We start from the raw sequence: 26,727 nt of genomic DNA, 5'->3' as shown, positions 1-26,727 counted from the left end.
GATGACCAATTCGGCGCCAACGGGCCGTAACGCCGGTTACTACGAGGAGACAGTATGACTTACGAACTGCGCACCTACACCGCTGCCCCGGGCAGGATGGACGCCCTGATGGAGCGGTTCCGCGAATCGACCATCGACCTTTTCACCGAGCATTCCATGACGAGCCTCGGGTACTGGACTCCGGTCGGCACTCCGGACGTCCTGATCTACCTCCTTCGGCACGAGGGCGATCCGAAAGCGAACTGGAAAGCTTTCGGCGCGGACCAGCGATGGATCGACGCGAAGTCGGCCTCTGAAACGGGCGGCGTCCTGGCGGCGAAGATCGAGTCGGTACTGCTCGAAGCGACCGATCTCCACCCCATTGCGGAGGCGAAGTAGAGAGCAGCACCATCGCGATGCTCGAGTCGGCCGTCCACCACGAGCGGTCGGCGGAATGCAGGGAGCGGCTACGTCGATCTCGTAGCGCAATGTACCGCTACGGCTTCCCTCTGCGTGACCGCAGCCCGTCAACCAGGCTCCGCCGATCCCGCCACGCACCCGTCGACCACAGCGCCCACAGCACCAGCACCGGCTGGAAGAACAGCCGGATCAGGCGCGCACGATCCGAATCCAGCCCGAACGCGCTGACACCGTCCGCGTACTGCGCGATGTTGCCGGGGAAGATCGCCACGAAGAATGCTGCCGTCGCCCATCCAACGGGTACCCGCTGACGCGGCAGGAACACCAGCGCCGCACCGAGCCCGATCTCCACGACCCCCGACGCGAGGACAACGAAGTCCGCATTCAGCGGTAGCCACGCCGGCACCTGCGCCGTGAACTCCTGGCGCGCGAACGTCAGGTGACTTGTTCCCGCGAAGAGCAGGGCCCCGCCGAGCAGAACCCGAGTCACCGTGCGGAGCGGAGAGATCGTGCGGAGCGGAGGAACGGCGCGCACCGGCGATCCTGTGCGCGCCGGCGATGCTTTGTCGGAGGGGCGCTTTCCGAAAGGAGTCATTCGGTGGAGCCTAACACCAGCGGCTGGATCCCAGCCCGCAGCGCCAGGCGAACGCAAAGAAATAGGACGGGTACAGCGGGGAACCTTGCCGGTCCCGGCGCGGCGGCGCACACTGGGAATCACGCTGACAAGGGAATCAGGTCAATGGGAGTAGGCGATCGGGATCGGCCGCGGAAAAACGGCCCGCCTGCCCCTCCTGCTGCCCTCCGGCCATTCCAGAGCCGAGAGACTCAGTGGGCACGAACAATGCAACCACCTCCGCCGAACCTGGGAGGGAGCCGTCCGCCCAGGCGCCGTCGTCGTCCGTCCTCGAATCGGAAGCTGCGCTGGGGCACGGTCGGCGTCGTCGCCGTCGTCGCCGCGCTTTATCTGCCGTTCCTCCTGTCCGAGGACGCTGATTTTCCGGCGACCCTCCCCTTCTCCTCGGGATCAGACATGCCGCCCCCCGGCGTCGGAGCCAGCGACACGCCACTCGGCACTCCCCCGGAGGTCGAGGAATCGGACGAGTTCGTGCTCCTTGAGCCGCCCGATCGGTCGCAGGACTTCATCGCCTATGACCCGTGCCGTCCGGTGCACTATGTCGTCCGGCCCGAGGACGCGCCTCCCGGATCCGAGGGACTCATCGAGGCAGCAGTCGCGGAGATCTCCGCGGCAACCGGCCTGCAGTGGGTTTATGACGGCACCACCTCCGAGGGCCCGAGTTCAGACCGGGACATTTATCAGCCCGAGGTGTATGGCGAGCGGTGGGCTCCGGTCCTCTTCACCTGGACGAACGAGGACGAAACACCGGGGCTGGAAGGCACCATGATCGCCCTGGCCAGTAGCGAACACGCGCAGCGGCCGGGCACGCCGGCCGTCTACGTCGCGGGCCAGGTGAAGCTCGATGTCGACCAGTTGTCCGAGATGCTCGAGGAACCGGACGGACGGTACGAGGTGAAGGGACTGATTCTGCACGAACTCGGCCACGTCGTCGGCCTCGACCACATCGACGACCGCGACCAGCTGATGCACGCGACCGCTCCGGTCTACGAGATGCAGGACGGCGACCGCGCCGGTTTTGCCCTTCTCGGAACAGGCCCGTGCGTGCCAGAGCTCTGACGCGCGAATGCGCGGCGCGGCGGAAGCTGGAAGCTGATGCTGTTCGGCCTAGAGCAGGTGGAAGCGGCTAGGCATCGATCACCATATCGGTCCGCGCGGTGGAGCAGCACGGCAGGAACTTGCCTGCGTCGATCTCCCGGGCCCGGATCCCGCCCTGGTGGTTCATCTCGATCTCTCCGGAAAGCTTGACGACCTTGCAGGAGCCGCACATGCCTTCCTTGCAGTTCGCGCCGATCCGAACGCCCGCACGCTGGGCCACCCCCAGGATGTGTTCGGCGGGGTTGATACGCACATTGACGCCGGTGCGCAGAAAGGACAGGGTGAGGCTTCCCGTTCCGACCGTGTCGAAGCTCGAGGCATCGGTGGACGCCGCCTCCGGCCCTTCGTCCGTACTGCTGTCGGGGGCTTCGGGACTTGGCGCGTCCGGGGTGACGGTTTCCAGCGGCAGTCCAGTGGCCTCCAAAGTTCCCTCGACGTCGTAGCCGGGCTCGTAGAGCCCGAATGCGGCGGGCTGGCTTTCGTAGTAGTCCTCGGCGGAATCGGCGATCTCCTCGGCGATCTCCTCCGCAATGTCCACTGCATGCGCGAGCTCCACCTGGTATTCAAGGAGCGTCTGGCGGTCTCCCGAGAAAAATTCCATGTGGATGGAGGTGTCGTCGACGCCGACCTTTTCGAGAAGCTCCGCGGCGCTGTTCAGGTAGGCCTCGGGACCGCAGGCATAGACCTGGCGGCCGTTGGCATCGGGGGCCACCTCGTCGAGCATTGCCGCCGTCAGCCTCCCGGTGAGCCATTCCCATCCCTCGGGTTCCTTGTTGCGCTCGCCCAGGGAGTAGAAGACCTTCACGCGCGAGTCCACGGAGGCGATGTAGGCCAACTCCTGGTGGAACGCAAAACCTCCGGCCGCCGCTCCGTGATAGAGCACCACGACATCCGCCTGCCCGGGCAGGGAGTGGATGGTCCGCACCATCGACATGATCGGGGTGATGCCTGCGCCGGCGGCCAGCAGGAGGTACCGTGCGCGCCGGTCGGCGTCGGGCAGATGGAATGCCCCGACCGGCCCGAGCATCTCGAGGACGGTGCCGGGTTTGACGTTCTCGTGCACCCACGGTGAGACCAGTCCCATGGGGTCGCGTTTGACGGTGATGTCAAAGGTCCACGGTCTGGTGGGTGAACTGGACAGCGAATAGCTGCGGTCCACCGCGTCCTGGTCCTCGCCGTTCACGGGAAAGGCGACGTTCACGTACTGGCCGGGACGGAACGCCAGGGGCGCACCGTCGGAGCGGCGGAACACGAAGGTCTTCATGCCGCCCACCTCGGGAACGATCTCGACACATTCCGCCAGAAACTCCTGCGGATACCAGGGACCCAACGCTCGGGCGGCACCGGCGGGCCCCTCGGTGCTGCTCATCACCCTGTTCCACGGCATCTCAAGACCACGAATGCGCCGTGGCTCCTGAATTGTCGTGTCGCTGCGGAGTTCGATCATGCCAAGTGCTCCTGCACCCGCTGCACGTACCAGTTGATGAACGCCTCGACCTGGTATTCGCTCTTCATGTACGGGCCGGGCTCGTAGGCCGGGCTGCCGGCGCCTTTCTGGCACAGCTCCACGAACGCCTTGTCCTGCAGATTGGTCTGCTTCCAGGTGTAGGTGAGTTTCTCCAGGTCGTAGTCGACACCTTCCTCGGCATCGTCGGCCACCAGCCAGGTGGTGCGCACCAGTGTCTGGTGTTCGTTGACGGGAAAGACGGCGAACGTGATGACGTGGTCCCCGAGGAGATGGAACCAGCTGTTGGGCTGCAGGTGCATCGAGCAACGCCCAAGGCGGAAGTCCCGCAAGTCACCGAGCAGCTTCTTGGAGAGCCTGCGCCCATCGGGTGAGAACGATTCGCCGTCACCGTCGAGCGGCTCTCGTGAGATGCGGATGCCCGCTATACGGGTGTCGAGTTCCTCGACGACCTCATAGGGAAGACCATAGCGGCGGCAACGGTCCTCGAGCGAGGACTGTGCATCCTTGTTGCGGTCCCACACCGCCTCGAGATGGGGCGGAATCAGGCCCTCCGTCAGTCCCCAGGTAGGGAAGAGGGAACAGGCGAGTTCCGGATGGCCGTCGCAGTGGTAGCACTCACGGTTGTTCTCCATGACGAGCTTCCAGTTGCCCTCCTCGATGATGTTCTGCTGGTAGGCGATCTTCGTCTTCGCCAGATCGTGGGGTGCGACGTAAGGTTCGAAGATCTTTGCGGTCTCGTCGAAATCCGTCGGCGGTTCGTCCGCGATGCAGACGAAGATGAGTCCGGCGACCACGCGGCTGTGGGCGCGCTTGAGGCCGAAGCAGCCCTTGTCGAACCTCGTTTCCCCCGGTGCCGAGGCATGGATGAGATTGCCGTTCGGGGAGTAGGTCCAGGAGTGATAACCGCAGACCAGGTTGCCCGTCGTTCCCGCGGGTTCGGTCAGGACGCGGGCGCCGCGGTGGCGGCAGACGTTGTGCAGGACGTTCACGCCGCCGTCGTCGTTGGCCAGCACGATCAGGGAGTAGGGCCCGTAGTCGACGGTGACGTAATCGCCCGGCTCCGGGAGCTCGGCGATGCTCGCGGCAAAAATCCAGTGCTGGCCGAAGATGGCCTGCATGTCGAGGCTGAACATCGTCGGATCGGTGTAGAAGGGGGCATCAAGGGAATACCCCACGCGCCGGAACTCGAACAACTCGGTGATCTCCGCCAGCTGCTCGGCAGGCAATGATGAAGCGAGTTTTCCGCGTGAATTGAGGGGCACGTTCACTGGAGCAGACATGGATTTCCTCCCGGGAGGGCTGGGTCAGGGTGCGATTCGTGGAGACCCCGGGTTAGACAGGTGCAACCGGTGTTATCGAAACGTTGTAGTCACGAGATTAGGGACGATCGACCTGCAATAAAAGCGCAACATTTAGTAGATAGCGGTGCACAATAAGTGCATGATCGATCCACGGCTCATAACCCTTCGGGTGTTCGCCGGATGCGGCACCGTCAGCGCAACTGCGGAACTCACGGGCTATTCTCCCTCCGCCGTTTCCGCGCAATTGCGGGAGCTCCAGCGCGTGCTCGGAATGCAGTTGCTGACGAAGGACGGCCGGGGTGTTCGATTGACCGCCACGGGCCGTTTCCTCGTGGCGGGTTCGGACACCCTCATTGCGGAATGGGAGAGCCTGCGCGCCGCGGCCCTGGAGGCCGGAGACCAGGTGCAGTCCCGATTGGGCCTCGGCGGATTCTCCACGGCGGCCGCCCAGTTGCTCGCTCCGCTGGCCGCTACCCTGCGCTCAACACGCCCCCTGCTGCAGGTGCAGGTACTCGAGGCCAACCCGGCCCGCTGCTTCGACTTGTTGGTTGCCGAGCGGATCGACCTCGCGGTCATCGTCGCCATGCAGTCCTACACCTATGTCGAGCATGATCCGCGCTTCGAACAGACCGTTCTGCTCGACGACCCCCTGGACGTGATCATTCCCTCCGACCATCCGTTGGCATCGCGGGATACGGTGACGCTCGAAGAACTGGCGTCGGAACCCTGGATCACCGAGGCCGCCGGTTCCGCCTACCATTCCCTGTTCACCGCGGCGTTCACGGCAGTCGGGGTGACACCGCGGATTGCCCATGAGGCCGTCGAATGGGAGACCCAGATCGCCTTCGTCGGTGCGGGGCTGGGCGTGGGCCTGCTGCCGCGACTGGCGCCCCTGCACAGTGGCGAGAACGTGGTTCGACTGCGCATCACTGGCAAGGGGAAGCCCACGCGCCGCATTGTCGCTGCGGTGCGCAGGGGCAGCATCGCATCACCCCTGATCCAGGAGTCGCTCGGCATCCTGCAGGTCAGCGCCAATCGGATTCTCACCGCTCGACCCGAAGACGATCCCTGAAATCGTATGGCCGCGATTCGTCACCCACGGGCCGGCAGGTCCGTGGTGAAGACGCAGCTACCCGGCTGCTTCCGGCGCCGGCCGTGCGCAGGGCGCCCTGTTTGCGGGATGCGCCATCACGACTTTGCCATATTCTGGCCAAGTGATGACAAACACCATGAAGTCGGGCGAACAGATCGACAGGCAGGCGCGCATTCTCGAAGCGGCACTGGAGCTCCTGTCGCGCCACGGCATCTCCGGTGTCAATATGCGCGCGGTGGCCCGGGAAGCCGGCGTCGCACTCGGGCTGGTGAACTACTACTACGAAGACAAGATGAGCCTGATCCGTGCGGCCTTGCATCAGATTGACGAGCACGATGCCAAGCTGGTCGCACCCGATCCGGCGTCACCCCCCGACGGGCAGCTCCAGAAGGCTCTTCGCCGACTTGCGGACCCGGAATTCCTCACCACCAAACATCTCTCCCTGCGCCTCCACCTCTGGGCACTTGCGCAGGCCCATGAGGACTTTGCGCTGATCAACGCGGCGGCCTTCAAGCGGTACCTCGATGGACTGGCAGTGCTGATAGGTAATGCCAAACCCGAACTCTCCAGTGATGAATGTGAAGTGCGGGCCGCTGACATTGTTGTCGTGCAGAACGGGATGTGGCTGACAGCGCTCCTGGGCGTGGACGAGGCCTCCATCCGAAGGAGCATCGCCCGTACCGAGGAGATCGCCTTCGCCGCCTAGCTGTACTGCTCAGGGATATCGGAAAAGCACCACGGCCATCTTCAACGACGCTGGAACTGCTCAACCTCAGCCGCCGCACGCCCGCCGGTTCCTGGTGCATGTTGAGCCGCCGCAGCCCTTGAACGTAACAAAAAAACTTTTTTGAACACTTGTTCAATAGTGCGATGAGTTGCATTACTGTTCCTCGGTATGACCTACACCACACAAGCGAGCTCCTGCGGTTTCTTCGGAGCGCCGTGGTGTACCACCAGTTTCCGCAAGCAGGATCACCGACCCTGGGCGGAAGATCTGCGCCAGGCAGAAGGAGAGTTTGCAGCATGACAAAAACCAACTACGACTACGTGATCGTCGGTGGCGGAAGCGCGGGGTCCGTGCTTGCCAACCGTCTGAGCGAGGGAGGCCAGAACAGCGTCCTGGTCCTCGAAGCCGGGCGGAGCGACTACCCCTGGGACCTCTTCATCCAGATGCCCGCCGCGTTGACCTTTCCCAGCGGCAACCCCCTGTACGACTGGCGATACGAGTCGGACCCCGAGCCTCACATGGGCGGCCGCCGGGTGGCCCACGCACGCGGCAAGGTACTGGGCGGCTCCAGTTCGATCAACGGCATGATCTTCCAGCGCGGCAACCCGCTCGATTACGAACGCTGGGGCGCGGACGCAGGGATGGAGACATGGGACTTCGCGCATTGCCTGCCGTACTTCAACCGGATGGAGAACGTGACCGCCGCGGACCCGGACGATGATCTGCGCGGACACTCCGGCCCCCTCGTGCTGGAACGCGGCCCGGCGACCAATCCCCTGTTCCAGGCCTTTTTCGCCGCCGCCCAGGAAGCCGGTTACCCGCTGACGGATGACGTCAACGGTTACCGCCAGGAAGGCTTCGCGGCATTCGACCGCAACGTGCACAAGGGCCAGCGGCTCTCGGCGTCCCGCGCCTACCTCCGGCCTCATTTCGGCCGGGACAACCTGACCGTCCTGACCCGGGCCTTGGTCACCAAGGTCAACTTCACGGGCAACGTGGCTACCGGCGTCACGTACCGCCGCAACGGCAGAACCCGCCAGGTGAACGCAGGCGAAGTGATCCTCGCAGGCGGTGCCATCAACACCCCACAGCTGCTCCAGCTCTCCGGCGTCGGAGACGCGACCCACCTGAAATCCCTGGGCATCAAGTCCGTGGTCAATCTGCCCGGCGTCGGCGAGAACCTCCAGGACCACCTCGAGGTCTACATCCAGCACGCCTGCACCCAGCCGGTCTCCATGCAGCCCAACCTCGACCTGTGGCGCTACCCGCTGATCGGGCTCCAGTGGCTGCTGGGCCGGACGGGGCCAGCAGCCACCAACCACTTCGAGGGCGGCGGGTTTGTCCGCTCCAACGAGGATGTTGCGTACCCGAACCTGATGTTCCATTTCCTCCCGGTCGCAGTCCGCTACGACGGCCAGAAGGCCGATGCCAAGCACGGCTACCAGGTGCACATCGGCCCCATGTACTCCGACTCCCGCGGCACCCTCAGGATAAAGTCCACCGATCCCACGGTGCATCCGTCCATGGTGTTCAACTATCTCTCCACTGACCAGGACCGCCGCGAATGGGTCGAGGCTGTTCGTGTGGCCCGCGACATCCTGGGCCAGTCCGCCATGGGCCCCTTCAGCGGGGGTGAGCTGTCTCCGGGCCGGACGGTGCAGACGGACGCGGAGATCCTCGATTGGGTTGCCCGCGACGCCGAAACCGCTCTCCACCCGTCCTGCACAGCGAAGATGGGCCCCGATTCCGATCCTCTGGCCGTAGTGAACCCGCTGGATATGACCGTGCACGGCACCAGGGGCCTCCGCGTGGTGGACGCTTCCGCCATGCCCTATGTCACCAACGGCAACATCTACGCGCCTGTCATGATGCTCGCTGAGAAGGCCGCCGACCTGATCGCCGGCAAGGCGCCTTTGGCGCCGCAGCACGCGGAGTTCTACCGGCACGGCGTCAGCCCGCTGGAGCGTAACGGCAACGCCTCCCCTGCGGCCAGGGGCTAAGAACGATGGATGCACACCAGAAGGAGAGACAATGACCGCCACGGCTGAGCAAGTCCATCAGGTCAGGAATTCACAGAAACCCGTCAAGGGCCTTTACATCGGCGGAGCCTGGCAGCAGGCGTCCGACGGCGGCACCACCTCCGTGCGCTGCCCGGCGAACGGGCACGAAGTGGCAGTTGTCGCGTCGTCCACCGTGGAGGATGCGGAGCGGGCGATCGCCAGTGCACGGGCAACGTTCGATGGCGGCCCGTGGCGCAGACTCACCGATATCGAGCGGGGTACCGTGCTGCTTCGTGTAGCCGACCTGCTCGAGCGGGACAAGGCCGCCTACGCCCAGGCGGAAGCGCTCGACACCGGCAAACGGCTTGTCGAGGCCGAGTACGACATCGACGACATCGCTGCGTGCTTCCGCTACTACGGAAAAATCGCAGGCCTCGACGCCGGCAGGGTGATCGACACGGGCCGGCCCAACGCCATCAGCCGCGTGGTCTACGAGCCGCTCGGCGTCTGTGCCCTCATCGCACCGTGGAACTACCCGCTCCTCCAGGCTGCGTGGAAGGTGGCGCCGGCACTCGTCGCCGGGAACTCGTTCGTGCTCAAGCCCAGCGAGCTCACACCGTCCACATCGATCCTGCTCATGGAAACCCTCGAAGAGGCAGGCGTCCCGGCTGGCGTCGCCAATCTCGTCACCGGACCCGGCCCGACGGTAGGCGGCCCCCTCAGCTCCGACCCGCGCGTCGACCTCGTCTCCCTGACCGGAAGCCTGGCCACAGGCCGGACGATCATGGCAGCGGCCGCGGAGACGGTGAAGAGTGTCGCCTTCGAACTCGGCGGGAAGAACCCGAACGTCGTCTTTGCGGACGCGGACTGGGACGCCGCCGTCGACAATGCCCTGACTGCCGTGTTCCTGCACTCCGGGCAGGTCTGCTCGGCCGGGGCGCGGCTCGTCGTCGAGGAGTCGATCGCAGACCGCTTCGTGACCGAGATCGTGGAACGGGCGAAAAAGATCCGGATGGGCGGGCCGTTCGATCCCGACGCCGAGACCGGGCCGCTCATTTCCGCCAAGCACCGGGATCAGGTCCACGCCTACGTACAGGCCGGCGTCGCGGAGGGCGCCGAGCTGCTGTGTGGCGGCTACATCCCCGACGAGGGACCGCTCGCTGACGGCTACTTCTACCCGCCCACCGTGCTCGGCAACTGCCGCTCCGGCATGAGCGTACTGCGCGAGGAGTCGTTCGGCCCCGTGCTGACCATCGAGACGTTCCGGACCGAGGATCAGGCTGTCGCAATCGCGAACGATACCGAGTACGGCCTGGCCGGCGCGGTATGGACATCGGACGCCTCCAAAGCGCAACGCGTCGCCGGCGCCCTTCGGCACGGAACCGTGTGGATCAACGACTACCACCCGTACGTACCCCAGGCGGAGTGGGGCGGCTTCGGGAAGTCCGGGATCGGCCGTGAACTCGGCCGCGCGGGCCTCAACGAGTACCGCGAGGCAAAGCACATCTGGCAGAACATCCAACCCGCACCCAGCGGCTGGTTCGGCCAGGCCCCGGCTCCGGCTCCGGCTCCGATGGAAATGGAGCCAGGCACAGCCGGCTAGGCAACAGTATTGGGGGAAAGAACCGGGCGCCGCAACGGTGCGGTGCCCGGTCCCTTGGTTTCACCTGCGTCCGAAGCTGCCGCAGATCACCACCATCGTGCTTTTCTGACTTAGGAGTTCAATTGACAGTGCCCAGCAAGAGTACTGATTCAAGCGGCATGGACCAGTTCGGCTATGCCCAGACCCTGGACCGAAGCATCGGCAAGTTCGCCAGCTTCGCGGCCGGAGTCAGCTACATCTCCATCCTTACCGGCGTTTTCCAACTGTTCTATTTCGGTTACGCCATGGCCGGCCCGGCCTACGCCTGGTCCTGGCCGATCGTCTTCGCCGGGCAGCTGATGGTGGCCTTGTGCTTCGCCGAACTGGCCGGGCGTTATCCTGTGGCCGGTTCGGTCTACAACTGGGCCAAAAGGCTCTCCTCCGGCACCTTCGCCTGGCTGGCCGGGTGGCTGTTGTTGATTTCCTCGATCGTGGCCTTGGGCGCCGTGGCACTGGCCCTCCAGCTCACCCTGCCCCAGATCTGGTCCGGGTTCCAGATCATCGGTGACGGCACCGGCACCACCGACTACGCCCTCAACGGGGTACTGCTTGCGAGCATCATGATCGGCATCTCCACCCTTATCAACGCCTTCGGCGTGAAACTCATGACCAAGATCAACAGCGTGGGCGTCTTCATCGAACTTGCTGCCGCGGTGTTGCTTATCCTCGCACTTGCCTGGCACATGGTCCGCGGACCCGGCATCCTTTTCGAGACCACGGGGTTCGGGGAAGACCACCCCTTGGGCTTCTTCGGGGTGTTCATCATCGGCGCCATGGCATCGGGCTACGTGATGTACGGCTTCGATACTGCCAGCTCCCTCGGCGAGGAGACGAAGGACCCGAAGCGCACGGCACCGAGGGCCATCCTGCGGGCGATCACCGCATCCTTTGTGCTGGGCGGACTGATCCTGCTCACCGGGCTCCTCGCGGCCCCGGACCTGGATGACCCCAAGCTGGGCTCTGCCGACGGCGGCCTGCAATACATCGTGCTCTCCGTACTGGGCGGCCCCTTCGGCAAAGCCTTCCTGCTGTGCATCGTGGTGGCCGTCATGGTCTGCACGCTGGCCGTCCACGCCGCTGCCATCCGCATGATGTTCGCAATGGCCCGGGACAACAACCTTCCATTCAGCCGCCACCTGGGCAAGGTACACCCCGTCCGGAAGACCCCAACGGTCGCCGCCATCGTGATTGGGATCATCGCCGTCATCCCGCTGATCGTGAACGTCTCCCAGCCCGCCATCTTCACCATCCTCTCCAGCATCAGCATTGTCCTGATCTACCTCTCCTACCTGCTGGTGACCGTGCCCATGCTCCGGAACCGCCTGGCGAAGAAGTGGCCGCTGCCCGATGACGGCACCGAGCCCGGCTTCAGCCTGGGCAAATGGGGACTGCCGGTGAACATCCTCGCGGTCCTGTGGGGCGCCGCCATGACGGTGAACCTCATCTGGCCACGCTCGGAAATTTACAACTCCGTGCCGCCGTTCGAGTGGTACCTGCAGTGGGGCGGGGTTCTCTTCGTCACTGCCGTCACCCTCGCCGGCGTCCTGATGTACCGACTGAAGCTTCGGCATCGGACGGGTGTCCTCGACGGCCATGCAGCCGCAACCACAGCACCTCCGTCGCGGGGCTCCGCCGAGACAGAGTCTTCGGCTCCCACTGGACTGGAACCGGCCTCGGTGTCCAACCCATAACACTGCACAACCCGTGAAGGGCGCAATGGGGGCACAAGTGAGCCGTCAGCCTCCGACGATGAGGATGATTCCAAGGCACATCAGCCAGGTGAGGGGTTCTTTGAACAGGAATCTGGCGATGATGGCGGTCGGGGGCGACACCTGCAGCTGCCCAGATACCGTAGGTGATGCCCAGGGGAAGCCCGCTGGGCAGAGTGAGTGTGAGCATCAGGAAGGCGGCGAGGTAGCCGACGACAACGCCGACGTACATGAGGAAGGTGAGTAGTTCACCGATTCATGGGGAAATCAGCCGTAGCCGGCCGCCTCAAACCGCTCCACAAGTTGGCGTCCGGAGCAGTTCGTCGATGATTTCCCCGGATAGGGGCGGAAATGGTCGGGGTACCTGTTCAGGCGTGGGTCCGCGGGTTCGTCACCGGCTCAGCACTCGATAACGTTGACCGCGAGGCCGCCTCGGGAGGTCTCCTTGTATTTGCTCTTCATGTCCGCGCCGGTTTCCTTCATCGTCTTGATCGCCTTGTCGAGGGATACCTTGTGGCTGCCGTCCCCGTGCAGGGACAACCGCGCGGCGTTGATGGCTTTCACGCTGGCGATGGCGTTGCGTTCGATGCAGGGGATCTGCACGAGGCCGCCGACGGGGTCGCAGGTCAGCCCGAGGTTATGTTCGATCCCCACTTCAGCGGCGTTCTCCACCTGTTCGGGCGTCCCGCCGAGCACCTCGCAGAGGCCGGCGGCTGCCATGGAGCAGGCGGACCCCACTTCGCCCTGACAGCCGACTTCGGCACCGGAGATGGAGGCGTTGATCTTGAACAGAATTCCGACGGCGGCAGCGGCCAGCAGGAAGCGGACCACGCCGTCGTCGTCGGCTCCCGGAACGAACTTGACGTAGTAGTGCAGTACAGCGGGCACTATTCCCGCCGCGCCGTTGGTGGGGGCGGTGACGATGCGCCCGCCCGCGGCGTTTTCCTCATTCACGGCCAGGGCGAAGAGGTTCACCCATTCCATCGCCCGCAAGGGGTCGGTGACGCCCGTGTCCGCCGTCAGGGTCTGGAACAACGACGGCGCCCGCCGCCTCACGTTCAGCCCTCCGGGCAGGATTCCTTCCGCGGCGCAGCCATTGTCCACGCATTTGCGCATAACGGCCCAGAGTCCCAGCAGCTTCTCGCGGAGTTCCGCTTCGCTGCGCCACACGAGTTCGTTGGCCAGCATCACGTCGGAGATTCTCATCCCCTCACGCCGGCAGATTTTCAAGAGCTCGTCGGCGGTAGTGAAGGGGTACGGCAGCACGGTGGTATCAGCGACAACCCGGTCACCGGCGTCAGCATCACCGTCGACCACGAAACCGCCGCCGATGGAGTAGAAGCTCCGCTCGCTGAGGACGGTGCCGATGCGGTCCATGGCCCGGAACGTCATGCCGTTGGGATGGGTGGGGAGGGATTTGCGGCGGTGGAGTACCACGTCCTCGTCCCAATTGAAGTCCACCCGGTGGTCCCCGCCGATCAGGAGTTCGGCCTCGAGCGCAGCGGCTGCCACCTGATCGTCGGCTATGGAGGTGTCCACGGTTTCCGGGTCCAGGCCCTGCAGTCCCAGCACCACCGCCTTGTCGGAGCCGTGGCCGCGGCCGGTGGCTCCGAGGGATCCGAACAACTCGGCCTGGACCCGGGCGGTCGAGCTCAGGAGCCCGTCGCCCTTGAGCCCATCAGCGAACAGCTTCGCTGCCCGCATCGGGCCCACCGTGTGTGAGGACGACGGCCCGATGCCGACGGAAAAGAGGTCCAGGGCGCTGAGGGCCATCAGGGCACCTCGGGGGAAGCGAACTCCCTCAAGGCGTCCAGGAGCCACCGGCCCAGGAAGTCGGCGAACGAGGCCCGGGGGTAGAGCCGGAAGTTCTCGGCTCCGGTCTTTTGAAGGACCACCGGGATGTTGCCCACCTCAGTGTTCAGGGCGGTTCCCGGAGGAAAACTGCGGGGGTGCAGGTCCAGTGCGCAGCCCTTTTCAAGGGCAGCGCGGGCGCGTGGACCGGAGAGTTCGAAGGTGGTGCGGTTGGCGGACAGGTCCACTACCTGGCCCGGGGCGGAGCCCAGGGCGCCCGTGAGGGATGAGATGAGGTTCCCGCCCAGCGAGTCGTGGGCCTCCTCGGGTGCCACCACCAGGAACTCGGACGGTCCGAGCCAGAGGACGCTGACGCCGTCGGCGCCACCCACCTCGCCGCTGCGGGCCGGCAGGCCTCCCACCACGGCGGCGATCCGGAAGCCTGCTTCGGAACGGGGGTCTACGCGGACCCCGGCCATAGTCTGGAACGGGATCTCGTTGAGGACCACTGATCCCTGAATGGAGCCGGCTTCCAAGACCGCGGCCAGGTGGGAGGCGGGGCTGCGGCGAATGTCCCGGAGTCCATTGATGCCATCGATTGCTGCTGTATTAGCCATCCTTGCGGGCTCCTTCGGGATCGAAGAGTACGGTTTCGGCGACGACGACGTCGACCAGCTGGTTCCCGGCGGCGGCAACGAGGGTTTCGCCGATGCGGTTGCGGCCATTCTTGATCAGGGCCAGCGCGAAGGACCTGCCGAGCGCGGCACTATGGTAGCTCGACGTCACGAAGCCCTCCATGGGGACCGGGCCGGAGGTGGGGCTCGTCTGGATGCCCTTTTCCACGAGCTGCGATCCTTCCGGCAGCCGGAACGAGCCATCGACGGGAAGCACGCTGACCAGGTGCTTGCGGTCCTCGCGCCGGGCGTCGGCCCGGGCGTAGGAGCGCTTGCCGATGAAGTCCTTGGCCTTGGACACCACCCATTCCATGCCGGCGTCCTGCGGGGTCACGGTGCCGTCGGTATCCTGGCCCACGATCGGGTAGCCCTTCTCGGCCCGCAGGACATGCATGGTCTCGGTGCCGTACGGGGTGATGTCGAATTCAGCCCCCGCGGCCGCCACGGCTTCCCAGGTGTTCGGCCCGTACCAGGACGGGACGTTGATCTCGTAGGCCAGCTCGCCTGAGAACGAGATCCGGCAGATCCGCGCCCGAACCCCGGAAGCCAGGGTGGTCTCCCGGAAGGTCATGAACGGGAACGCCTCGGCCTCGAGTCCGCCGTTCGCGGCCAGCTCCGGTGCCACCTTTGCCAGCACCGCACGGGATTTCGGCCCGACGACGGCGATGGTGCTCCACTGCTCGGTCACGGAGGTGCAGTGCACGTCCAGGTCCGGCCATTCGGTCTGCAACCACTCCTCGAGCCAGTCGAGCACCTTAGCGGCCCCGCCGGTGGTGGTGGTCATAAAGTAACGGTCCTCATCGAGGCGCAGGGTCACCCCGTCGTCGAAGATCATGCCGTCCGCCATGCACATCACGCCGTAACGGGCTGAACCGGGAGCAAGTTTCTTGAACGCATTGGTGTAGATACGGTTCAGGAATTCCCCGGCGTCCTTGCCCCGGATCTCGATCTTCCCAAGAGTCGTGGCGTCCATGAAACCCACGGACCCGCGGACCGCGGCGCACTCACGCAGCACCGCGGCGTCCATGTCCTCGCCCGGCTGCGGGTAGTACCAGGGGCGCTTCCACTGCCCCACGTCTTCGAACAGCGCTCCCTGAGCCACGTGCCAGGGGTTGATCGACGTCACGCGGGCAGGATCGAACAGTTCCCCGCGCTGGCGCCCTGCCAGGGCGGCGAACGCGACCGGCGTGAACGGTGCCCGGTAGGTGGTGGTGCCGATGTCGCCGATACCGCGGGAGGCTTCACCGGCAGTCCGGAGAGCGGCGGCAATGACGCCGATCGCATTCACGCCGGAGGTCTTGCCCTGATCATTGGCGGTGCTGATGGAGGTGTAGCGCTTGATGTGCTCGACGGACCGCATTCCAGCGCCGGTGGAGCGAAGGACATCGGCCACGGACTGGTCACGCTGGAAGTCGACGTAGTGGTGGTGCCAGTCCGCCGGCCCGCCGGACTGTCCGGGAACCAGCCACAGCTGGCGGGTCGGAGCGGACGCCTCGGGCTCGCCGATCGGGGCGGGCTCGACGGAGGAGGCAAAGCCGGCGGAGATCGCTGCTGCGGCTCCAGCGGAAACGCCTTCGGCCAAGACGACCGCAAGTTCGAAGCTGCCGCGACCGGAGCCGATGGTCTGCTGGTTCGGGACCACGGTGCTCGGCACGAACGCCGCCAGGTCCTCGTCCCAGCGCAGCTTGCCCTGCCGCTGTGAGTGGAGGTGCACCAGCGGGCTCCACCCACCGGAAACGGCCAGCAGGTCGCAGGGGATCTCCTCGACGCCGGAGGTGAGTTCGCCGTCGTCGTTGATGCCGCGGACGGTCACGCTCTCCAGCCGGCCGTCGCCGGCGGCTGTTGCGCTTCCGGCGGTGTCGGTTCCGGCGGTGTCGGTTCCGGCGGCGGTGTCGGCCACAGCACTGCCGATCAGCACCCGGGTTCCGGCGTCGACGGCGGCGGCGGCGACATCGGTGAGCTGCGGCCGGGCGTCGACGACGGCCGCGACCTCGACGCCGGCGGCACGTAGGTCCGCTGCCAGGGCATACGCGCTGTCGTTGGTGGTGCTGATGACGACGCGCTGCCCGGCTGCTACGGCGTACCGATTGAGGTAGCTGCGCACCGCGGAGGCCAGCATGATCCCGGGGCGGTCGTTGTTCTCGAAGACCAGGGGACGCTCGTGTGCGCCGGGGGCCAGGACCACCTGGCTGGCTCGGACGTGCCAGATTCGTTGCCGGGACACGCCGGGGGCGGCGGGGCTGGACAGGTGGTCGGTGCGGTTCTGGACGGCGATGACGTAGTTGGCATCGTAGGCGCCGAAGGCCGTGGTGCGGTTCAGGACGGTGCATTCGGCGCCGGAGATAAGTTCGGCTTCGACGTCCGCCACCCAGTCCAGGGCCGGCTTACCATCGATGGTCTCGGCCAGCGCCGGAGCGGTAGAACCGGACAGAAGCGATCCACCCAGTTCCGGCTGGTCGTCCATCAGCATCACGCGGGCGCCGGCGCGGACCGCTTCACGGGCAGCGGCCAGGCCAGCGGGCCCACCGCCGATCACCAGGACGTCGGTGTGGACGTACTTCTTGTCGTACTCCGCCCGGTCCTCCGCCGGGTCCAGCCTGCCCAGGCCGTTCAGGAACTCCGCCTTCAGTCCGTCCACGAGCGCGACGGTGGTGGCCGGAAGCATCGACTCGGCCACATGACCCGGGAACCGCGGTTCCACCCGGACCAACGCGTTCGGTTCCTCCACCCCGGCGGCAAGAATGCCTCGGGGCCGGTCCTCGTACAGCGAGTTGCCGGCGGCGATCCGCCCATTGGCGAGCAGCGCCGAGGCGAGTGTGTCACCCGGGTGACCAACGAATTCCTCGCCGTCCACGGCGAAACGCCAGGAGATGGTGCGGTCGATTCGTCCGCCGACGGCGAGGCGGGCGTTCTGGGAAGTCACGTTGTTGCTCCTTCCGGGGCGGGAGTGCTGGCGGGTGCTGTGCTGGTGGCAATGCTGGTTGCAGCGATGCTGGGAGCCGCGGTCCCGGTGGTGGTGCTGTCCGGGGCGGTGCTGGCGGTGCCGGAATCCGGTGCAGCCTGTGCCGCCGGGTCGGGCATCGGCCGGGGGGCGCCCATTTGGTAGACCGCCTGGATCTCGTAGGTGACGGTGTCGCGGAGCATGTTGAACCACTGGCGACACCCGGTGCTGTGCAGCCACCGCTCGGCGAACGCCCCCTTGGTGTTGTCCCGGTAGAACAGGAACTCCGCCCACTGGCGGTCATCCAGCTCGGCCGAATTCTCCGGGTAGGGCACATGGGCCTGGCCACCGTAGTGGAACTCGGTCTCGTCCCGCGGGCCGCAGTGGGGGCAGGGAATCAAAAGCATGTCCGGTCCTCTTCTAGTGCGCCACGGCGGCTGCGCCGTGTTCGTCGATCAGGGCACCGGTCTCGAAGCGTTCCAGCGCGAAGGGCCTGTTGAGTGCGTGGGGGGCGCCGGTGGCGATGGTGTGCGCGAAGGTGAGTCCGGCGGCTGGGGTGCCCTTGAACCCGCCGGTACCCCAGCCGCAATTGACGAACATGTTGTCCACCGGGGTCGTCCCCACGATCGGGGAGGCATCCAGGGTGGTGTCCACGATCCCGCCCCAGGTCCGCAGCACGTGTGCCCGGGCGAAGATCGGGAAGAGCTCGACGGCGGCTGCCATCTGATGCTCGATGACGTGGAAGGAACCCCGCTGGCCGTAACCGTTGTAGGAGTCGACGCCCGCACCCATCACCAGTTCACCCTTGTGGGCCTGGGAGACGTAGACGTGGACGTGGTTGGACATCACCACGGTCGGATGGACCGGCTCGTGCAGCTCGGACACCAGTGCCTGCAGCGGGTGCGACTGGATGGGCAGCCGGAAACCGGCCATCTCGGCCAGCACACTGCTGTGGCCGGCCGCGCACAGGCCCACCTTCTCGGTGTTGATGGTGCCCCGATTGGTCTTGACACCGGTGACCCGATTGCCGTCCTTGACGAAACCGGTGACCTCGCAGTTCTGGATGATGTCCACGCCCAGCTCGTCGCATTTGCGTGCGAAGGCCCAGGCCACGTGGTCGTGCTTGGCGATCCCCGCCCGCGGCTGGTACGTGGCCCCCATCACCGGGTAACGGATGTTGTCGCTGATGTTGAGGATCGGGCACAGTTCCTTGACCTGCTGCGGATCCAGCCACTCGGCGTCCACTCCGTTGAGCTTGTTCGCGCCCACCCGGCGCATGCTCTCACGCACGTCCCCCAGGGTGTGGGCCAGGTTCATCACACCGCGCTGGCTGAACAGGAAATCGTATTCGAGTTCTTCGGGCAGGATCTCCCAGAGTTTGAGGGCATGCTCGTAGATCGCCGCACTCTCATCCCAGAGGTAATTGGAGCGGATGATGGTGGTGTTCCGGGCCATGTTCCCCCCGGCGAGCCAGCCCTTCTCCAGCACCGCGATGTTGGTCATGCCATGGTTCTTGGCCAGGAAGTAGGCAGTGGCGAGGCCGTGCCCGCCACCGCCGACGATCACGGCGTCGTAGCTCTTCTTGGGGTCCGGGTTGTGCCAGAGGAATTCCGGGTGCTCCGGAAGCAGATCGGCCATCATGCCACCTCGGTCGCATCGGAGGAGAGGTTGGGGTAGAGGGGAAACTTGCCGGCCAGGTTCTCGACCCGCTGCCGGAGTTCCGCCACGGTATCGTCGCTGAAGTCCCGCTTCAGTGCGGCGGCGATGATGTCCCCGACCTCGGTGAATTCAGTCTTGCCGAAGCCACGGGTAGCCAAGGCCGGGGTGCCGATGCGCAGACCGGAGGAAACCATGGGCGGACGCGGGTCGAACGGCACAGCGTTCCGGTTGACCGTGATGCCGATCCGGTGCAGACGATCCTCACCCTGCTGGCCGTTCAGGTCCGAGTTGCGCAGGTCCACCAGCACCAGGTGTACGTCGGTGCCACCGGTGACGACGGTCACCCCGGACTCCGCGACGTCATCGGCGAGCAGTCGCTGGGCGATGATGCGGGCGCCTTCCAGGGTGCGTTCCTGGCGTTCCCGGAAGGAAGGTTCTGCAGCGAGCTTGAACGCAACGGCCTTCGCGGCAATGACGTGTTCCAGCGGACCGCCCTGCTGCCCGGGGAACACCGCCGAGTTGACCTTCTTGGCGATAGCGGCGTCATTGGTGAGGATCACACCACCACGCGGGCCGCCGAGCGTCTTGTGGGTGGTGCTCGTGACGATGTGGGCGTGAGGCACGGGGTTGGGGTGAAGTCCTGCGGCCACGAGGCCGGCGAAATGGGCCATGTCCACCATCAGGTAGGCACCTACCAGGTCCGCGATACGGCGGAACTCCGCGAAGTCCAACTGCCGGGAGTAAGCGGACCAGCCGGCGACGATCAGTTTCGGCTTGTTCTCAACTGCCAGGCGCTCGACCTCGGCCATATCGATCAGTAGGTCTTCCTCACGCACCCCGTACGGGACGATCTTGTAGAGCTTGCCGGAGAAGTTGATGCGCATGCCGTGGGTGAGATGGCCGCCGTGCGCGAGACTCAGACCCAGGAGGGTGTCGCCGGGCTGGATGAGGGCGAACATCGCCGCTGCATTGGCTTGGGCGCCGGAGTGGGGCTGGACGTTGGCAAATTCGGAACCGAAGAGGAACTTGAGGCGGTCGATGGCCAACTGCTCCACGACATCGACGTGCTCGCAGCCGCCGTAGTATCGCTTGCCGGGGTAGCCCTCGGCATACTTGTTGGTCAGCACAGATCCCTGGGCCTCCATGACGGCAGTCGGCGCGAAGTTCTCGGAGGCGATCATTTCCAGGGTGTCCTGCTGGCGCAGCAATTCCTGCTGTATGGCTGCGTGGACCAGTGGGTCGGTCTCTGCCAGCGAGCGGGTCAGTACGTCGACCATCATGTCTCCTAAGTCTGCTACCTAATATCCTCGTAATATATTAGTTTTGTGACTCAAGTATGCTTCTGATCCCCGGGAGTGTCAACAGGTTTTCCGCTCGGATTGGCAGGCGGGAATCACGCGCCAGGGAGCGAACAAGGGGACCAGGAACGACCGAAGCGCAGCCCGGAAGAATCGCGCTTCAGTCCCCCGGTGGAGGAGGTCGGGTTCAGGCGGCGAAAAGAGCTCCGCGCACAGCCTGTTCAAAGCCGATGACGTGGATCCGCGCGAGCTGAGCGGCCCGGACCTCGTCTCCGTCGATGATCGCACGGAGCAGGTCCACGTGCTCATCCACGTGGCGGGACAGATCGGGAAGGCGATCCAGGACCATGCACCAGATCCGTGTAGCGAGGTTGTCATAGCGAATCAGCACATCTTCAAGGTGGGGATTGGCGGCGGCCGCGTAGATGCCCTGGTGCACCCGGGCATCAAGCCGCAGTGTTTCGACGACGGATGCTGCGTTCGAGTCGAAGGACTCGACAGCGCGCACCACTTCCCGCAATTGCTCCCTCACCGACGCCGGAGCCACCCGCGCAGCCCGGGAAGCGGCAAGAGGCTCGAGCTGGGTGCGGATTTCGGAGATGTAGGCAAGGTCGGTGACCTCCACGCGGGTCGCAAAAGTCCCCCTCCGCGGGTAGGAGACAACGAGCCGATCGAGCTCCAGCCGCTTCAGGGCTTCACGCACCGGCGTCCGCCCGACGCCGAGGTCCTGGGCGAGCAAGTCGTCATTGAGGAGATCACCGGGCTTGATGTCCAGCATCACCAGTCGGTCCCGGATCGCTTCGTAGGCTACATCCGCCAACGACCTCCTTGCGGCATCATCAGCAGTTCCCAAAGCTTCAACGGCCACAGTGTGGGCCCCTTTCGATTCAAGCCAGGAGGGCTATTGACCTCTCTCATCGACCAGTATACGCTGATCATCAACCCTAATATATCAGTATTAATAGTTAGCGTATATCTCCAGGAGGGGACATGACCCTGATCACGACGGACTCACCTACCAGCACGCGGCCTCAGACGGAGGCCCGGGTGGAAGACCAGACCCGGAAGTTCGTTCTCACTCTGTCGTGTGTTGAACGCGCAGGCATCGTCCAGGCGGTCACCACCTTCCTCTTCGAGCGTGGCTTCAACATCGACGAGCACCAGCAGTTCGATGACGGCCTCCGCCAGACACTGCACCTGCGCACCGCCTTCTCCGGCTCGTCGGCCGACACCCCGGACAGGCTCGAGGAAGAATTCCGTTCCATCGCCGACCGCTTCGACATGAAATTCAGCTTCCATGACCAGACGAAGCAGCGCATCCTCGTGATGGTCTCCAAGTTCGGCCACTGCCTGAACGACCTGCTCTTCCGTTGGCGCGGCGGAAGCCTCGGCGGCGACATCGCCCTCATCGTGTCCAACCATGAAACCCACCGGGCCATGGCCGAGGCCGCCGGCCTCCCCTTCATCTACCTCCCGGTGACCCCCGAGGCCAAGTCGGATGCCGAACAGCGACTGCTGGAACTGGTGGACGAGCACAACATCGACCTCGTCGTCCTCGCCCGGTATATGCAAGTACTGTCCGATGACCTCTGCCGCGCCCTGGAAGGCCGGGCGATCAACATCCACCATTCCTTCCTCCCGGGATTCAAGGGCGCGCGCCCCTACCACCAGGCCTACGATCGTGGCGTCAAGCTGGTAGGCGCTACCGCCCACTACGTCACTGCGGAACTGGATGAGGGGCCGATCATCGAACAGGAAGTCATTCGGGTCGACCACAGCTACGGACCGACCGCTCTTTCAACGGTCGGCCAGGACGCCGAAGCGCTGGCCCTGTCCCGCGCCGTACGCTGGCACTGCGAGCACCGTGTGCTGCTGGATCGAACCAGCACCGTCGTGTTCCGGTAATTCCGTACCACCAGACCAGTAGAGACAACACACGAAGATCAGCAGGAGAAATCACATGGCATCGACGCCAAGCATTGTCATCATCGGAGCTGGAATCGTCGGTACGAACCTGGCCGACGAACTGGTCGCCCGGGGTTGGAACAACATCACCGTCCTGGACCAGGGGCCGCTGAACATGCCCGGGGGCTCCACGTCCCACGCCCCGGGTCTCGTCTTCCAGACAAACCCTTCGAAGACCATGGCTGCCTTCGCCACATACACCGTCGAAAAGCTCCTGTCCCTGACCGAGGATGGCGTCAGTTGCTTCAACCAGGTCGGTGGCCTCGAGGTCGCCACCACCGAGACCCGCCTCGCTGACCTGAAGCGGAAGCTCGGCTATGCCGCATCGTGGGGAATCGAAGGCAAGATCCTCTCCCGCGCCGAGTGCAAGGAGCTCTATCCGCTCCTGAACGACGAAGACATCCTGGGTGGACTCCACGTCCCCACTGACGGCCTGGCACGTGCCGCTCGCGCAGTCCAGCTGCTGATCAAGCGCACGGAAGCCGCAGGCGTCACGTACCTGGGCAACACCACGGTCACGGGCATCGAGCAGTCCGGCCGTCGCGTGACCGGCGTCCAGACGTCCGAAGGTGTCATCCCCGCCGACATCGTGGTTTCCTGTGCAGGCTTCTGGGGGGCCAAGATCGGCGAAATGATCGGCATGTCGATCCCGCTGCTGCCGCTCGCGCACCAGTACGTCACCACCACTCCGGTGCCGGCACTCAGTGGCCGCAACGAACTTCCCAACGGTGCTTCGCTGCCTATTCTGCGTCACCAGGATCGAGACCTCTACTACCGCGAACACGGCGACCGCTACGGCATCGGCTCCTACGCGCACCGCCCCATGCCGGTGGACCTTGCGGAACTGGGCTCCTACGACCCCAGCAGCATCAACGAGCACAACATGCCGTCCCGTCTGGACTTCACTTTGGAGGACTTCCTCCCGTCCTGGGAGGACACCAAGCAGCTGCTCCCGGCATTGCGGGAAAGCGAGATCGAGGATGGCTTCAACGGCATCTTCTCCTTCACTCCCGACGGCGGTGCCCTGGTGGGCGAGTCAAAAGAGCTCGATGGCTTCTTCGTCGCCGAAGCCGTATGGGTGACACACTCGGCCGGCGTCGCCCGCGCCGTTGCCGAGCTCCTCACCACCGGCAAGTCCTCGATCGACCTCGGCGAATGCGATATCCACCGCTTCGAGGAGGTCCAGCTGACCCCTGAGTATGTCAGCGAGACGTCCCAGCAGAACTTCGTGGAGATCTACGATGTCCTGCACCCGCTGCAGCCCAAGCTCTCCCCCCGCAACCTGCGCGTCAGCCCCTTCTACGCCCGCCACAAGGCACTGGGAGGACTGTTCCTCGAGTCCGGCGGCTGGGAACGCCCTTACTGGTTCGAAGCCAACGCGGAACTGCTGAAGGAAATGCCGGCCGAGTGGCAGCCCCCGGCCCGTGATGCCTGGTCCGCCATGTTCAACTCCCCCATCGCGGCCGCCGAAGCATGGAAGACCCGTACCGCAGTGGCCATGTACGACATGACGCCGCTCAAGCGCCTCGAGGTCTCCGGTCCGGGAGCGCTGAAGCTTCTGCAGGAGCTCACCACAGGCGACCTGAGCAAGAAGCCCGGTGCGGTCACGTACACCCTGGTGCTCGATTCCGCCGGTGGCATTCGGAGCGACATCACGGTGGCCCGCCTGAGCGAGGACACTTTCCAGCTCGGAGCCAACGGAAACATCGACACCGCCTACTTCGAGCGGGCCGCGCGCCACCAGACGGAAACCGGAACCGCAAGTGACTGGGTGCAGGTACGCGACACGACGGGCGGAACGTGCTGCATCGGTCTGTGGGGACCCCTCGCACGGGATCTCATCAGCACCGTGAGCAGCGACGACTTCTCCAATGATGGTCTCCGCTACTTCCGGGCCAAGAAGGCCGTCGTCGGTGGCGTAGCCGTGACCGCGATGCGCTTGTCCTACGTCGGCGAGCTGGGCTGGGAACTGTACACGAGTGCAGACAACGGCCAGCGGCTCTGGGATGCACTGTGGAAGGCCGGGCAGCCCCATGGCGTCATCGCCGCGGGCCGGGCAGCTTTCGGCTCGCTGCGTCTCGAGAAGGGTTACCGTTCGTGGGGCACCGACATGACCACCGAGCACGACCCTCTGGAAGCCGGCGTCGGATTCGCCGTGAAGATGACCAAGGAATCCTTCGTCGGAAAGGCCGCTTTGGAAGGCCGGACCGAGGAAGATGCTACGCGCCACCTGCGGTGCCTGACGGTCGACGACGGCCGCAGCGTCGTGCTGGGCAAGGAACCGGTCTTCTACAAGGATCAGGCAGTCGGTTACATCACCAGCGCTGCGTACGGCTACACCATCGCCAGGCCGATTGCCTACGCGTACCTCCCCGCTGCGGTCTCCGTGGGCGACTCGGTGGAGATCGAGTACTTCGGACGGCGCATTCAGGCCACGGTCACCGCAGATCCGCTGTACGACCCCACGATGAGCAGGCTCCGCGGCTGACAACCCGCCGGCCATTTCCGAGCAGCGGCCCGGACTTTCACCCCGAACCAGAGTCCGGGCCGCTGCTCGGCTCCTCCCATACCCTCGCCCAGTCGACCCGAGCTTCAGTGCAGGAAAATCCATGATCAGTTCAGAAACAGTCAGTGAGTACCTCGCCCGTCTTGCCTCGCGCGAACCAACCCCCGGCGGCGGTGCGGCCGCTGCCCTCCACGCCGCACAGGGAGCGGCACTCGTCGCCATGGTTGCTCGGTACACCACCGGCGCCAAGTACGAGCAGCACGCCGAAACCGTTCAGAGGATCATCAGCGCCGCGGACGCACTGGTGGTCGAGGCTCTGCACTTGGCGGACGCTGACCAACAGGCGTTCCAGGGCGTCATCGATTCGTACAAGCTTCCGTCCGGGACGGAAGCTCTCAAGGCCGCACGGAAGGCAGCTCTCCAGGACGCGCTCATCCTTGCCGCGCAAACCCCTGCGCAGCTCGTCGAGGTGGCAGGCGCCGTCGTGGATCGTGCCACGGAACTCTTCGAGGTCGCGAACGCCAACGTGATCAGCGACATCGCTGCTGCCGCCGACGCCGCCCGGGCAGCCGCCACCACCGCCCGGGTGAACATCGACATCAACGTGGTGGCCATCAAGGACGTCGCGGCCCGTTCGCGGTTGGCTGACCAGACCGACGGCATCGAGGAAAAGGTCATCCTGGCAGCAGATGACCTCGTGGCGCGTGTGCGTGGAAGGATTCTCGGTTGAGCACCGTAGTCCTCTCCGGGAAAGCACTGGCAAAGATCATCCAGCAAAAGGCCCGGCAAGAGGCCCGGGACCTCGAAGCCGAAGGGCTACGGCCCACGCTCGCAGTGGTCGTGGCCACCGATGACGGCTCCACGCACTGGTATGTCCGGTCCATCGAACGGGCCGCCGAAAGGGCCGGCATCAATTGCCGGGTCCTCGACCTCGGCCCGGACGCTACCGGACAGGTTCTGGTCTCAGTCCTGAAGGACCTCAGCGATGATTCCTCCGTTCACGGCATCATCCTCCAGACGCCTCTACCTTCCGGCGTTCGGGCCGATGAGCTGATCGGGCACATCGACCCGGAGAAGGACATCGATGGCGCGAACCCGTTGAGTCTGGGGCGTCTGGCCGTGGGCCGTCCCTCGTTCGCACCTGCCACTGCCCGCGCCGTGATCGAGATCCTCGACCACTTCGACATCCCACTGCCGGGCCGGAACGTGGTCGTCATAGGCCGTTCCGCCGTCGTGGGAAAACCACTGTCCCTGCTGCTGCTGGAGCGCGACGCCGCGGTGACGGTCTGCCACTCCAGGTCTGGTCCATTGGAGAGATACACCAAGACCGCCGACGTCGTGGTCGTCGCAGCCGGGCGGGCCGGCTTGCTGAACGGTGACCATGTCTCATCCGAGGCCGTCGTGATCGACGTCGGCACCAACGTCCTCCCTGACGGATCCCTTGTGGGTGATGTCGACGAGGCCAGCATGCGGGGCGTCGCCGCGGCGCTGACTCCGGTTCCGGGCGGCGTCGGCTCCGTCACCACGTCCCTGCTTCTCCTGCACACCACCGAGGCCGCGCGGAAACAATCGCATGCCTTGGCCCCAAGCGCTGCCGGGTGATCCACGGCGGACATACCTGCCACCCTGGAGAACCCGTGATCGTCGGCGTCGACGGCGGCCATACGCCTGAAGGGGAGGCCTTCGTGTCCGCTCCCGTGCAGGTGTTGAATTCCTTCTGCACGGTGCGGACTCCGACGCTGACGATGAGCTGGCGGAGATCCATACCAAGGCCGCTGCCATCCTTGGAGTTCTTGGGGCCGCTTTTCCCGCATGAGCGGAT

21 protein-coding genes are annotated in these 26,727 nt (G+C 65.2%); 11 read left to right on the top strand and 10 right to left on the bottom strand.

The genetic code is table 11. The features are described 5' to 3' along the window. Window positions 1–54 precede the first annotated feature (54 nt). The gene (locus IWX75_RS07060) at window positions 55–378 is read left to right on the top strand and encodes an NIPSNAP family protein (protein ID WP_196821533.1); all 324 of its coding nucleotides are present in this window, start codon (window positions 55–57) and stop codon (window positions 376–378) included. A 97-nt stretch (window positions 379–475) separates the two neighbouring features. Here the strand turns inward: IWX75_RS07060 and IWX75_RS07055 are convergent, their stop codons facing one another. Further along, window positions 476–994 carry a DoxX family protein gene (locus IWX75_RS07055; RefSeq protein ID WP_442858954.1) on the bottom strand — a complete coding sequence of 173 codons (519 nt, stop codon included), beginning with the start codon at window positions 992–994 and terminating at the stop codon, window positions 476–478. A gap of 246 nt (window positions 995–1,240) precedes the next feature. Between IWX75_RS07055 and IWX75_RS07050 the strand changes: the two genes are divergently transcribed. Further along, the gene (locus IWX75_RS07050) at window positions 1,241–2,092 is read left to right on the top strand and encodes a matrixin family metalloprotease (protein WP_196821532.1); all 852 of its coding nucleotides are present in this window, start codon (window positions 1,241–1,243) and stop codon (window positions 2,090–2,092) included. Window positions 2,093–2,159: 67 nt separating this feature from the next. Here IWX75_RS07050 and IWX75_RS07045 read toward each other — a convergent pair whose 3' ends face one another. Beyond that, window positions 2,160–3,578: a ferredoxin reductase gene (locus IWX75_RS07045; RefSeq protein WP_196821531.1), complete on the bottom strand. Its 1,419-nt coding sequence runs from the start codon at window positions 3,576–3,578 to the stop codon at window positions 2,160–2,162. Next, window positions 3,575–4,879 carry an aromatic ring-hydroxylating oxygenase subunit alpha gene (locus tag IWX75_RS07040; protein WP_196821530.1) on the bottom strand — a complete coding sequence of 435 codons (1,305 nt, stop codon included), beginning with the start codon at window positions 4,877–4,879 and terminating at the stop codon, window positions 3,575–3,577. The genes IWX75_RS07045 and IWX75_RS07040 overlap by 4 nt, the downstream gene beginning before the upstream one ends. A gap of 160 nt (window positions 4,880–5,039) precedes the next feature. On the opposite strand from IWX75_RS07040, the gene IWX75_RS07035 reads away from it, so the two are divergent. From IWX75_RS07035 to IWX75_RS07015, 5 genes are all read left to right on the top strand, one after another. Then, window positions 5,040–5,972, top strand: coding sequence for a LysR family transcriptional regulator (locus IWX75_RS07035; RefSeq protein WP_196821529.1), 933 nt, complete (start codon window positions 5,040–5,042; stop codon window positions 5,970–5,972). Between the two features lie 157 nt (window positions 5,973–6,129). Then, the gene (locus IWX75_RS07030; RefSeq protein ID WP_442858953.1) at window positions 6,130–6,699 is read left to right on the top strand and encodes a TetR/AcrR family transcriptional regulator; all 570 of its coding nucleotides are present in this window, start codon (window positions 6,130–6,132) and stop codon (window positions 6,697–6,699) included. Between the two features lie 317 nt (window positions 6,700–7,016). Then, window positions 7,017–8,720 carry a choline dehydrogenase gene (betA, locus tag IWX75_RS07025; protein WP_196821527.1) on the top strand — a complete coding sequence of 568 codons (1,704 nt, stop codon included), beginning with the start codon at window positions 7,017–7,019 and terminating at the stop codon, window positions 8,718–8,720. Between the two features lie 31 nt (window positions 8,721–8,751). Then, window positions 8,752–10,323, top strand: coding sequence for an aldehyde dehydrogenase family protein (locus tag IWX75_RS07020; protein ID WP_196821526.1), 1,572 nt, complete (start codon window positions 8,752–8,754; stop codon window positions 10,321–10,323). Window positions 10,324–10,481: 158 nt separating this feature from the next. Then, complete coding sequence (locus IWX75_RS07015) at window positions 10,482–12,053, top strand: APC family permease (RefSeq protein ID WP_196821793.1); 1,572 nt, start codon at window positions 10,482–10,484, stop codon at window positions 12,051–12,053. Window positions 12,054–12,470: 417 nt separating this feature from the next. On the opposite strand, the gene IWX75_RS07010 is transcribed toward IWX75_RS07015, so the two are convergent. From IWX75_RS07010 to IWX75_RS06980, 7 genes are all read right to left on the bottom strand, one after another. Next, entirely contained in the window at window positions 12,471–13,844 is a 1,374-nt protein-coding gene (locus tag IWX75_RS07010) for an L-serine ammonia-lyase (protein ID WP_196821525.1), read from the bottom strand. Continuing rightward, window positions 13,844–14,479, bottom strand: a complete 636-nt coding sequence (locus tag IWX75_RS07005) for a sarcosine oxidase subunit gamma (protein ID WP_196821524.1) — start codon at window positions 14,477–14,479, stop codon at window positions 13,844–13,846. Before IWX75_RS07005 ends, IWX75_RS07010 begins: the two co-directional genes overlap by 1 nt. Then, complete coding sequence (locus tag IWX75_RS07000) at window positions 14,472–17,459, bottom strand: 2Fe-2S iron-sulfur cluster-binding protein (RefSeq protein WP_196821523.1); 2,988 nt, start codon at window positions 17,457–17,459, stop codon at window positions 14,472–14,474. The genes IWX75_RS07005 and IWX75_RS07000 overlap by 8 nt, the downstream gene beginning before the upstream one ends. Continuing rightward, window positions 17,456–17,884, bottom strand: a complete 429-nt coding sequence (locus IWX75_RS06995) for a sarcosine oxidase subunit delta (protein ID WP_196821522.1) — start codon at window positions 17,882–17,884, stop codon at window positions 17,456–17,458. The genes IWX75_RS07000 and IWX75_RS06995 overlap by 4 nt, the downstream gene beginning before the upstream one ends. 13 nt (window positions 17,885–17,897) lie before the next feature. After that, a complete protein-coding gene (locus IWX75_RS06990) occupies window positions 17,898–19,118 on the bottom strand; it encodes a sarcosine oxidase subunit beta family protein (protein ID WP_442858952.1) in 1,221 nt (406 codons plus the stop codon). Beyond that, on the bottom strand, window positions 19,115–20,413 hold the full coding sequence (gene glyA, locus IWX75_RS06985; protein WP_196821791.1) for a serine hydroxymethyltransferase: 1,299 nt from the start codon (window positions 20,411–20,413) through the stop codon (window positions 19,115–19,117). The genes IWX75_RS06990 and glyA overlap by 4 nt, the downstream gene beginning before the upstream one ends. Window positions 20,414–20,621: 208 nt before the next feature. Beyond that, window positions 20,622–21,302, bottom strand: coding sequence for a GntR family transcriptional regulator (locus tag IWX75_RS06980; RefSeq protein WP_196821521.1), 681 nt, complete (start codon window positions 21,300–21,302; stop codon window positions 20,622–20,624). Between the two features lie 122 nt (window positions 21,303–21,424). On the opposite strand from IWX75_RS06980, the gene purU reads away from it, so the two are divergent. From purU to IWX75_RS06960, 4 genes are all read left to right on the top strand, one after another. Beyond that, the gene (gene purU, locus IWX75_RS06975) at window positions 21,425–22,339 is read left to right on the top strand and encodes a formyltetrahydrofolate deformylase (protein WP_196821520.1); all 915 of its coding nucleotides are present in this window, start codon (window positions 21,425–21,427) and stop codon (window positions 22,337–22,339) included. Window positions 22,340–22,394: 55 nt separating this feature from the next. Then, on the top strand, window positions 22,395–24,887 hold the full coding sequence (locus IWX75_RS06970) for a GcvT family protein (RefSeq protein ID WP_196821519.1): 2,493 nt from the start codon (window positions 22,395–22,397) through the stop codon (window positions 24,885–24,887). A 121-nt stretch (window positions 24,888–25,008) separates the two neighbouring features. Beyond that, window positions 25,009–25,635, top strand: coding sequence for a cyclodeaminase/cyclohydrolase family protein (locus tag IWX75_RS06965; protein ID WP_196821518.1), 627 nt, complete (start codon window positions 25,009–25,011; stop codon window positions 25,633–25,635). Continuing rightward, window positions 25,632–26,507: a bifunctional 5,10-methylenetetrahydrofolate dehydrogenase/5,10-methenyltetrahydrofolate cyclohydrolase gene (locus tag IWX75_RS06960; protein ID WP_196821517.1), complete on the top strand. Its 876-nt coding sequence runs from the start codon at window positions 25,632–25,634 to the stop codon at window positions 26,505–26,507. Before IWX75_RS06965 ends, IWX75_RS06960 begins: the two co-directional genes overlap by 4 nt. The last annotated feature ends 220 nt before the right edge of the window (window positions 26,508–26,727 follow it).

The organism is Arthrobacter sp. CAN_A6, from assembly GCF_015751715.1.
Classification (GTDB): Bacteria; Actinomycetota; Actinomycetes; order Actinomycetales; family Micrococcaceae; genus Arthrobacter_D.
The sequence above is the reverse complement of the archived record's forward strand: the minus strand, read 5'-3'. Positions and strand labels throughout refer to the sequence as shown.

Coding starts and splice junctions, on each gene's coding strand:
- IWX75_RS07040 (WP_196821530.1), bottom strand. CDS start 4,879: ATGTCTGCTCCAGTGAACGTGCCCCTCAATTCACGCGGAAAACTCGCT.
- IWX75_RS07060 (WP_196821533.1), top strand. CDS start 55: ATGACTTACGAACTGCGCACCTACACCGCTGCCCCGGGCAGGATGGAC.
- IWX75_RS07050 (WP_196821532.1), top strand. CDS start 1,241: ATGCAACCACCTCCGCCGAACCTGGGAGGGAGCCGTCCGCCCAGGCGC.
- IWX75_RS06970 (WP_196821519.1), top strand. CDS start 22,395: ATGGCATCGACGCCAAGCATTGTCATCATCGGAGCTGGAATCGTCGGT.
- IWX75_RS07015 (WP_196821793.1), top strand. CDS start 10,482: ATGGACCAGTTCGGCTATGCCCAGACCCTGGACCGAAGCATCGGCAAG.
- betA (WP_196821527.1), top strand. CDS start 7,017: ATGACAAAAACCAACTACGACTACGTGATCGTCGGTGGCGGAAGCGCG.
- IWX75_RS06965 (WP_196821518.1), top strand. CDS start 25,009: ATGATCAGTTCAGAAACAGTCAGTGAGTACCTCGCCCGTCTTGCCTCG.
- IWX75_RS07010 (WP_196821525.1), bottom strand. CDS start 13,844: ATGGCCCTCAGCGCCCTGGACCTCTTTTCCGTCGGCATCGGGCCGTCG.
- IWX75_RS07030 (WP_442858953.1), top strand. CDS start 6,130: ATGAAGTCGGGCGAACAGATCGACAGGCAGGCGCGCATTCTCGAAGCG.
- purU (WP_196821520.1), top strand. CDS start 21,425: ATGACCCTGATCACGACGGACTCACCTACCAGCACGCGGCCTCAGACG.
- IWX75_RS07020 (WP_196821526.1), top strand. CDS start 8,752: ATGACCGCCACGGCTGAGCAAGTCCATCAGGTCAGGAATTCACAGAAA.
- IWX75_RS07005 (WP_196821524.1), bottom strand. CDS start 14,479: ATGGCTAATACAGCAGCAATCGATGGCATCAATGGACTCCGGGACATT.
- IWX75_RS06995 (WP_196821522.1), bottom strand. CDS start 17,884: ATGCTTTTGATTCCCTGCCCCCACTGCGGCCCGCGGGACGAGACCGAG.
- IWX75_RS07055 (WP_442858954.1), bottom strand. CDS start 994: ATGACTCCTTTCGGAAAGCGCCCCTCCGACAAAGCATCGCCGGCGCGC.
- IWX75_RS07045 (WP_196821531.1), bottom strand. CDS start 3,578: ATGATCGAACTCCGCAGCGACACGACAATTCAGGAGCCACGGCGCATT.
- glyA (WP_196821791.1), bottom strand. CDS start 20,413: ATGGTCGACGTACTGACCCGCTCGCTGGCAGAGACCGACCCACTGGTC.
- IWX75_RS07035 (WP_196821529.1), top strand. CDS start 5,040: ATGATCGATCCACGGCTCATAACCCTTCGGGTGTTCGCCGGATGCGGC.
- IWX75_RS06990 (WP_442858952.1), bottom strand. CDS start 19,118: ATGATGGCCGATCTGCTTCCGGAGCACCCGGAATTCCTCTGGCACAAC.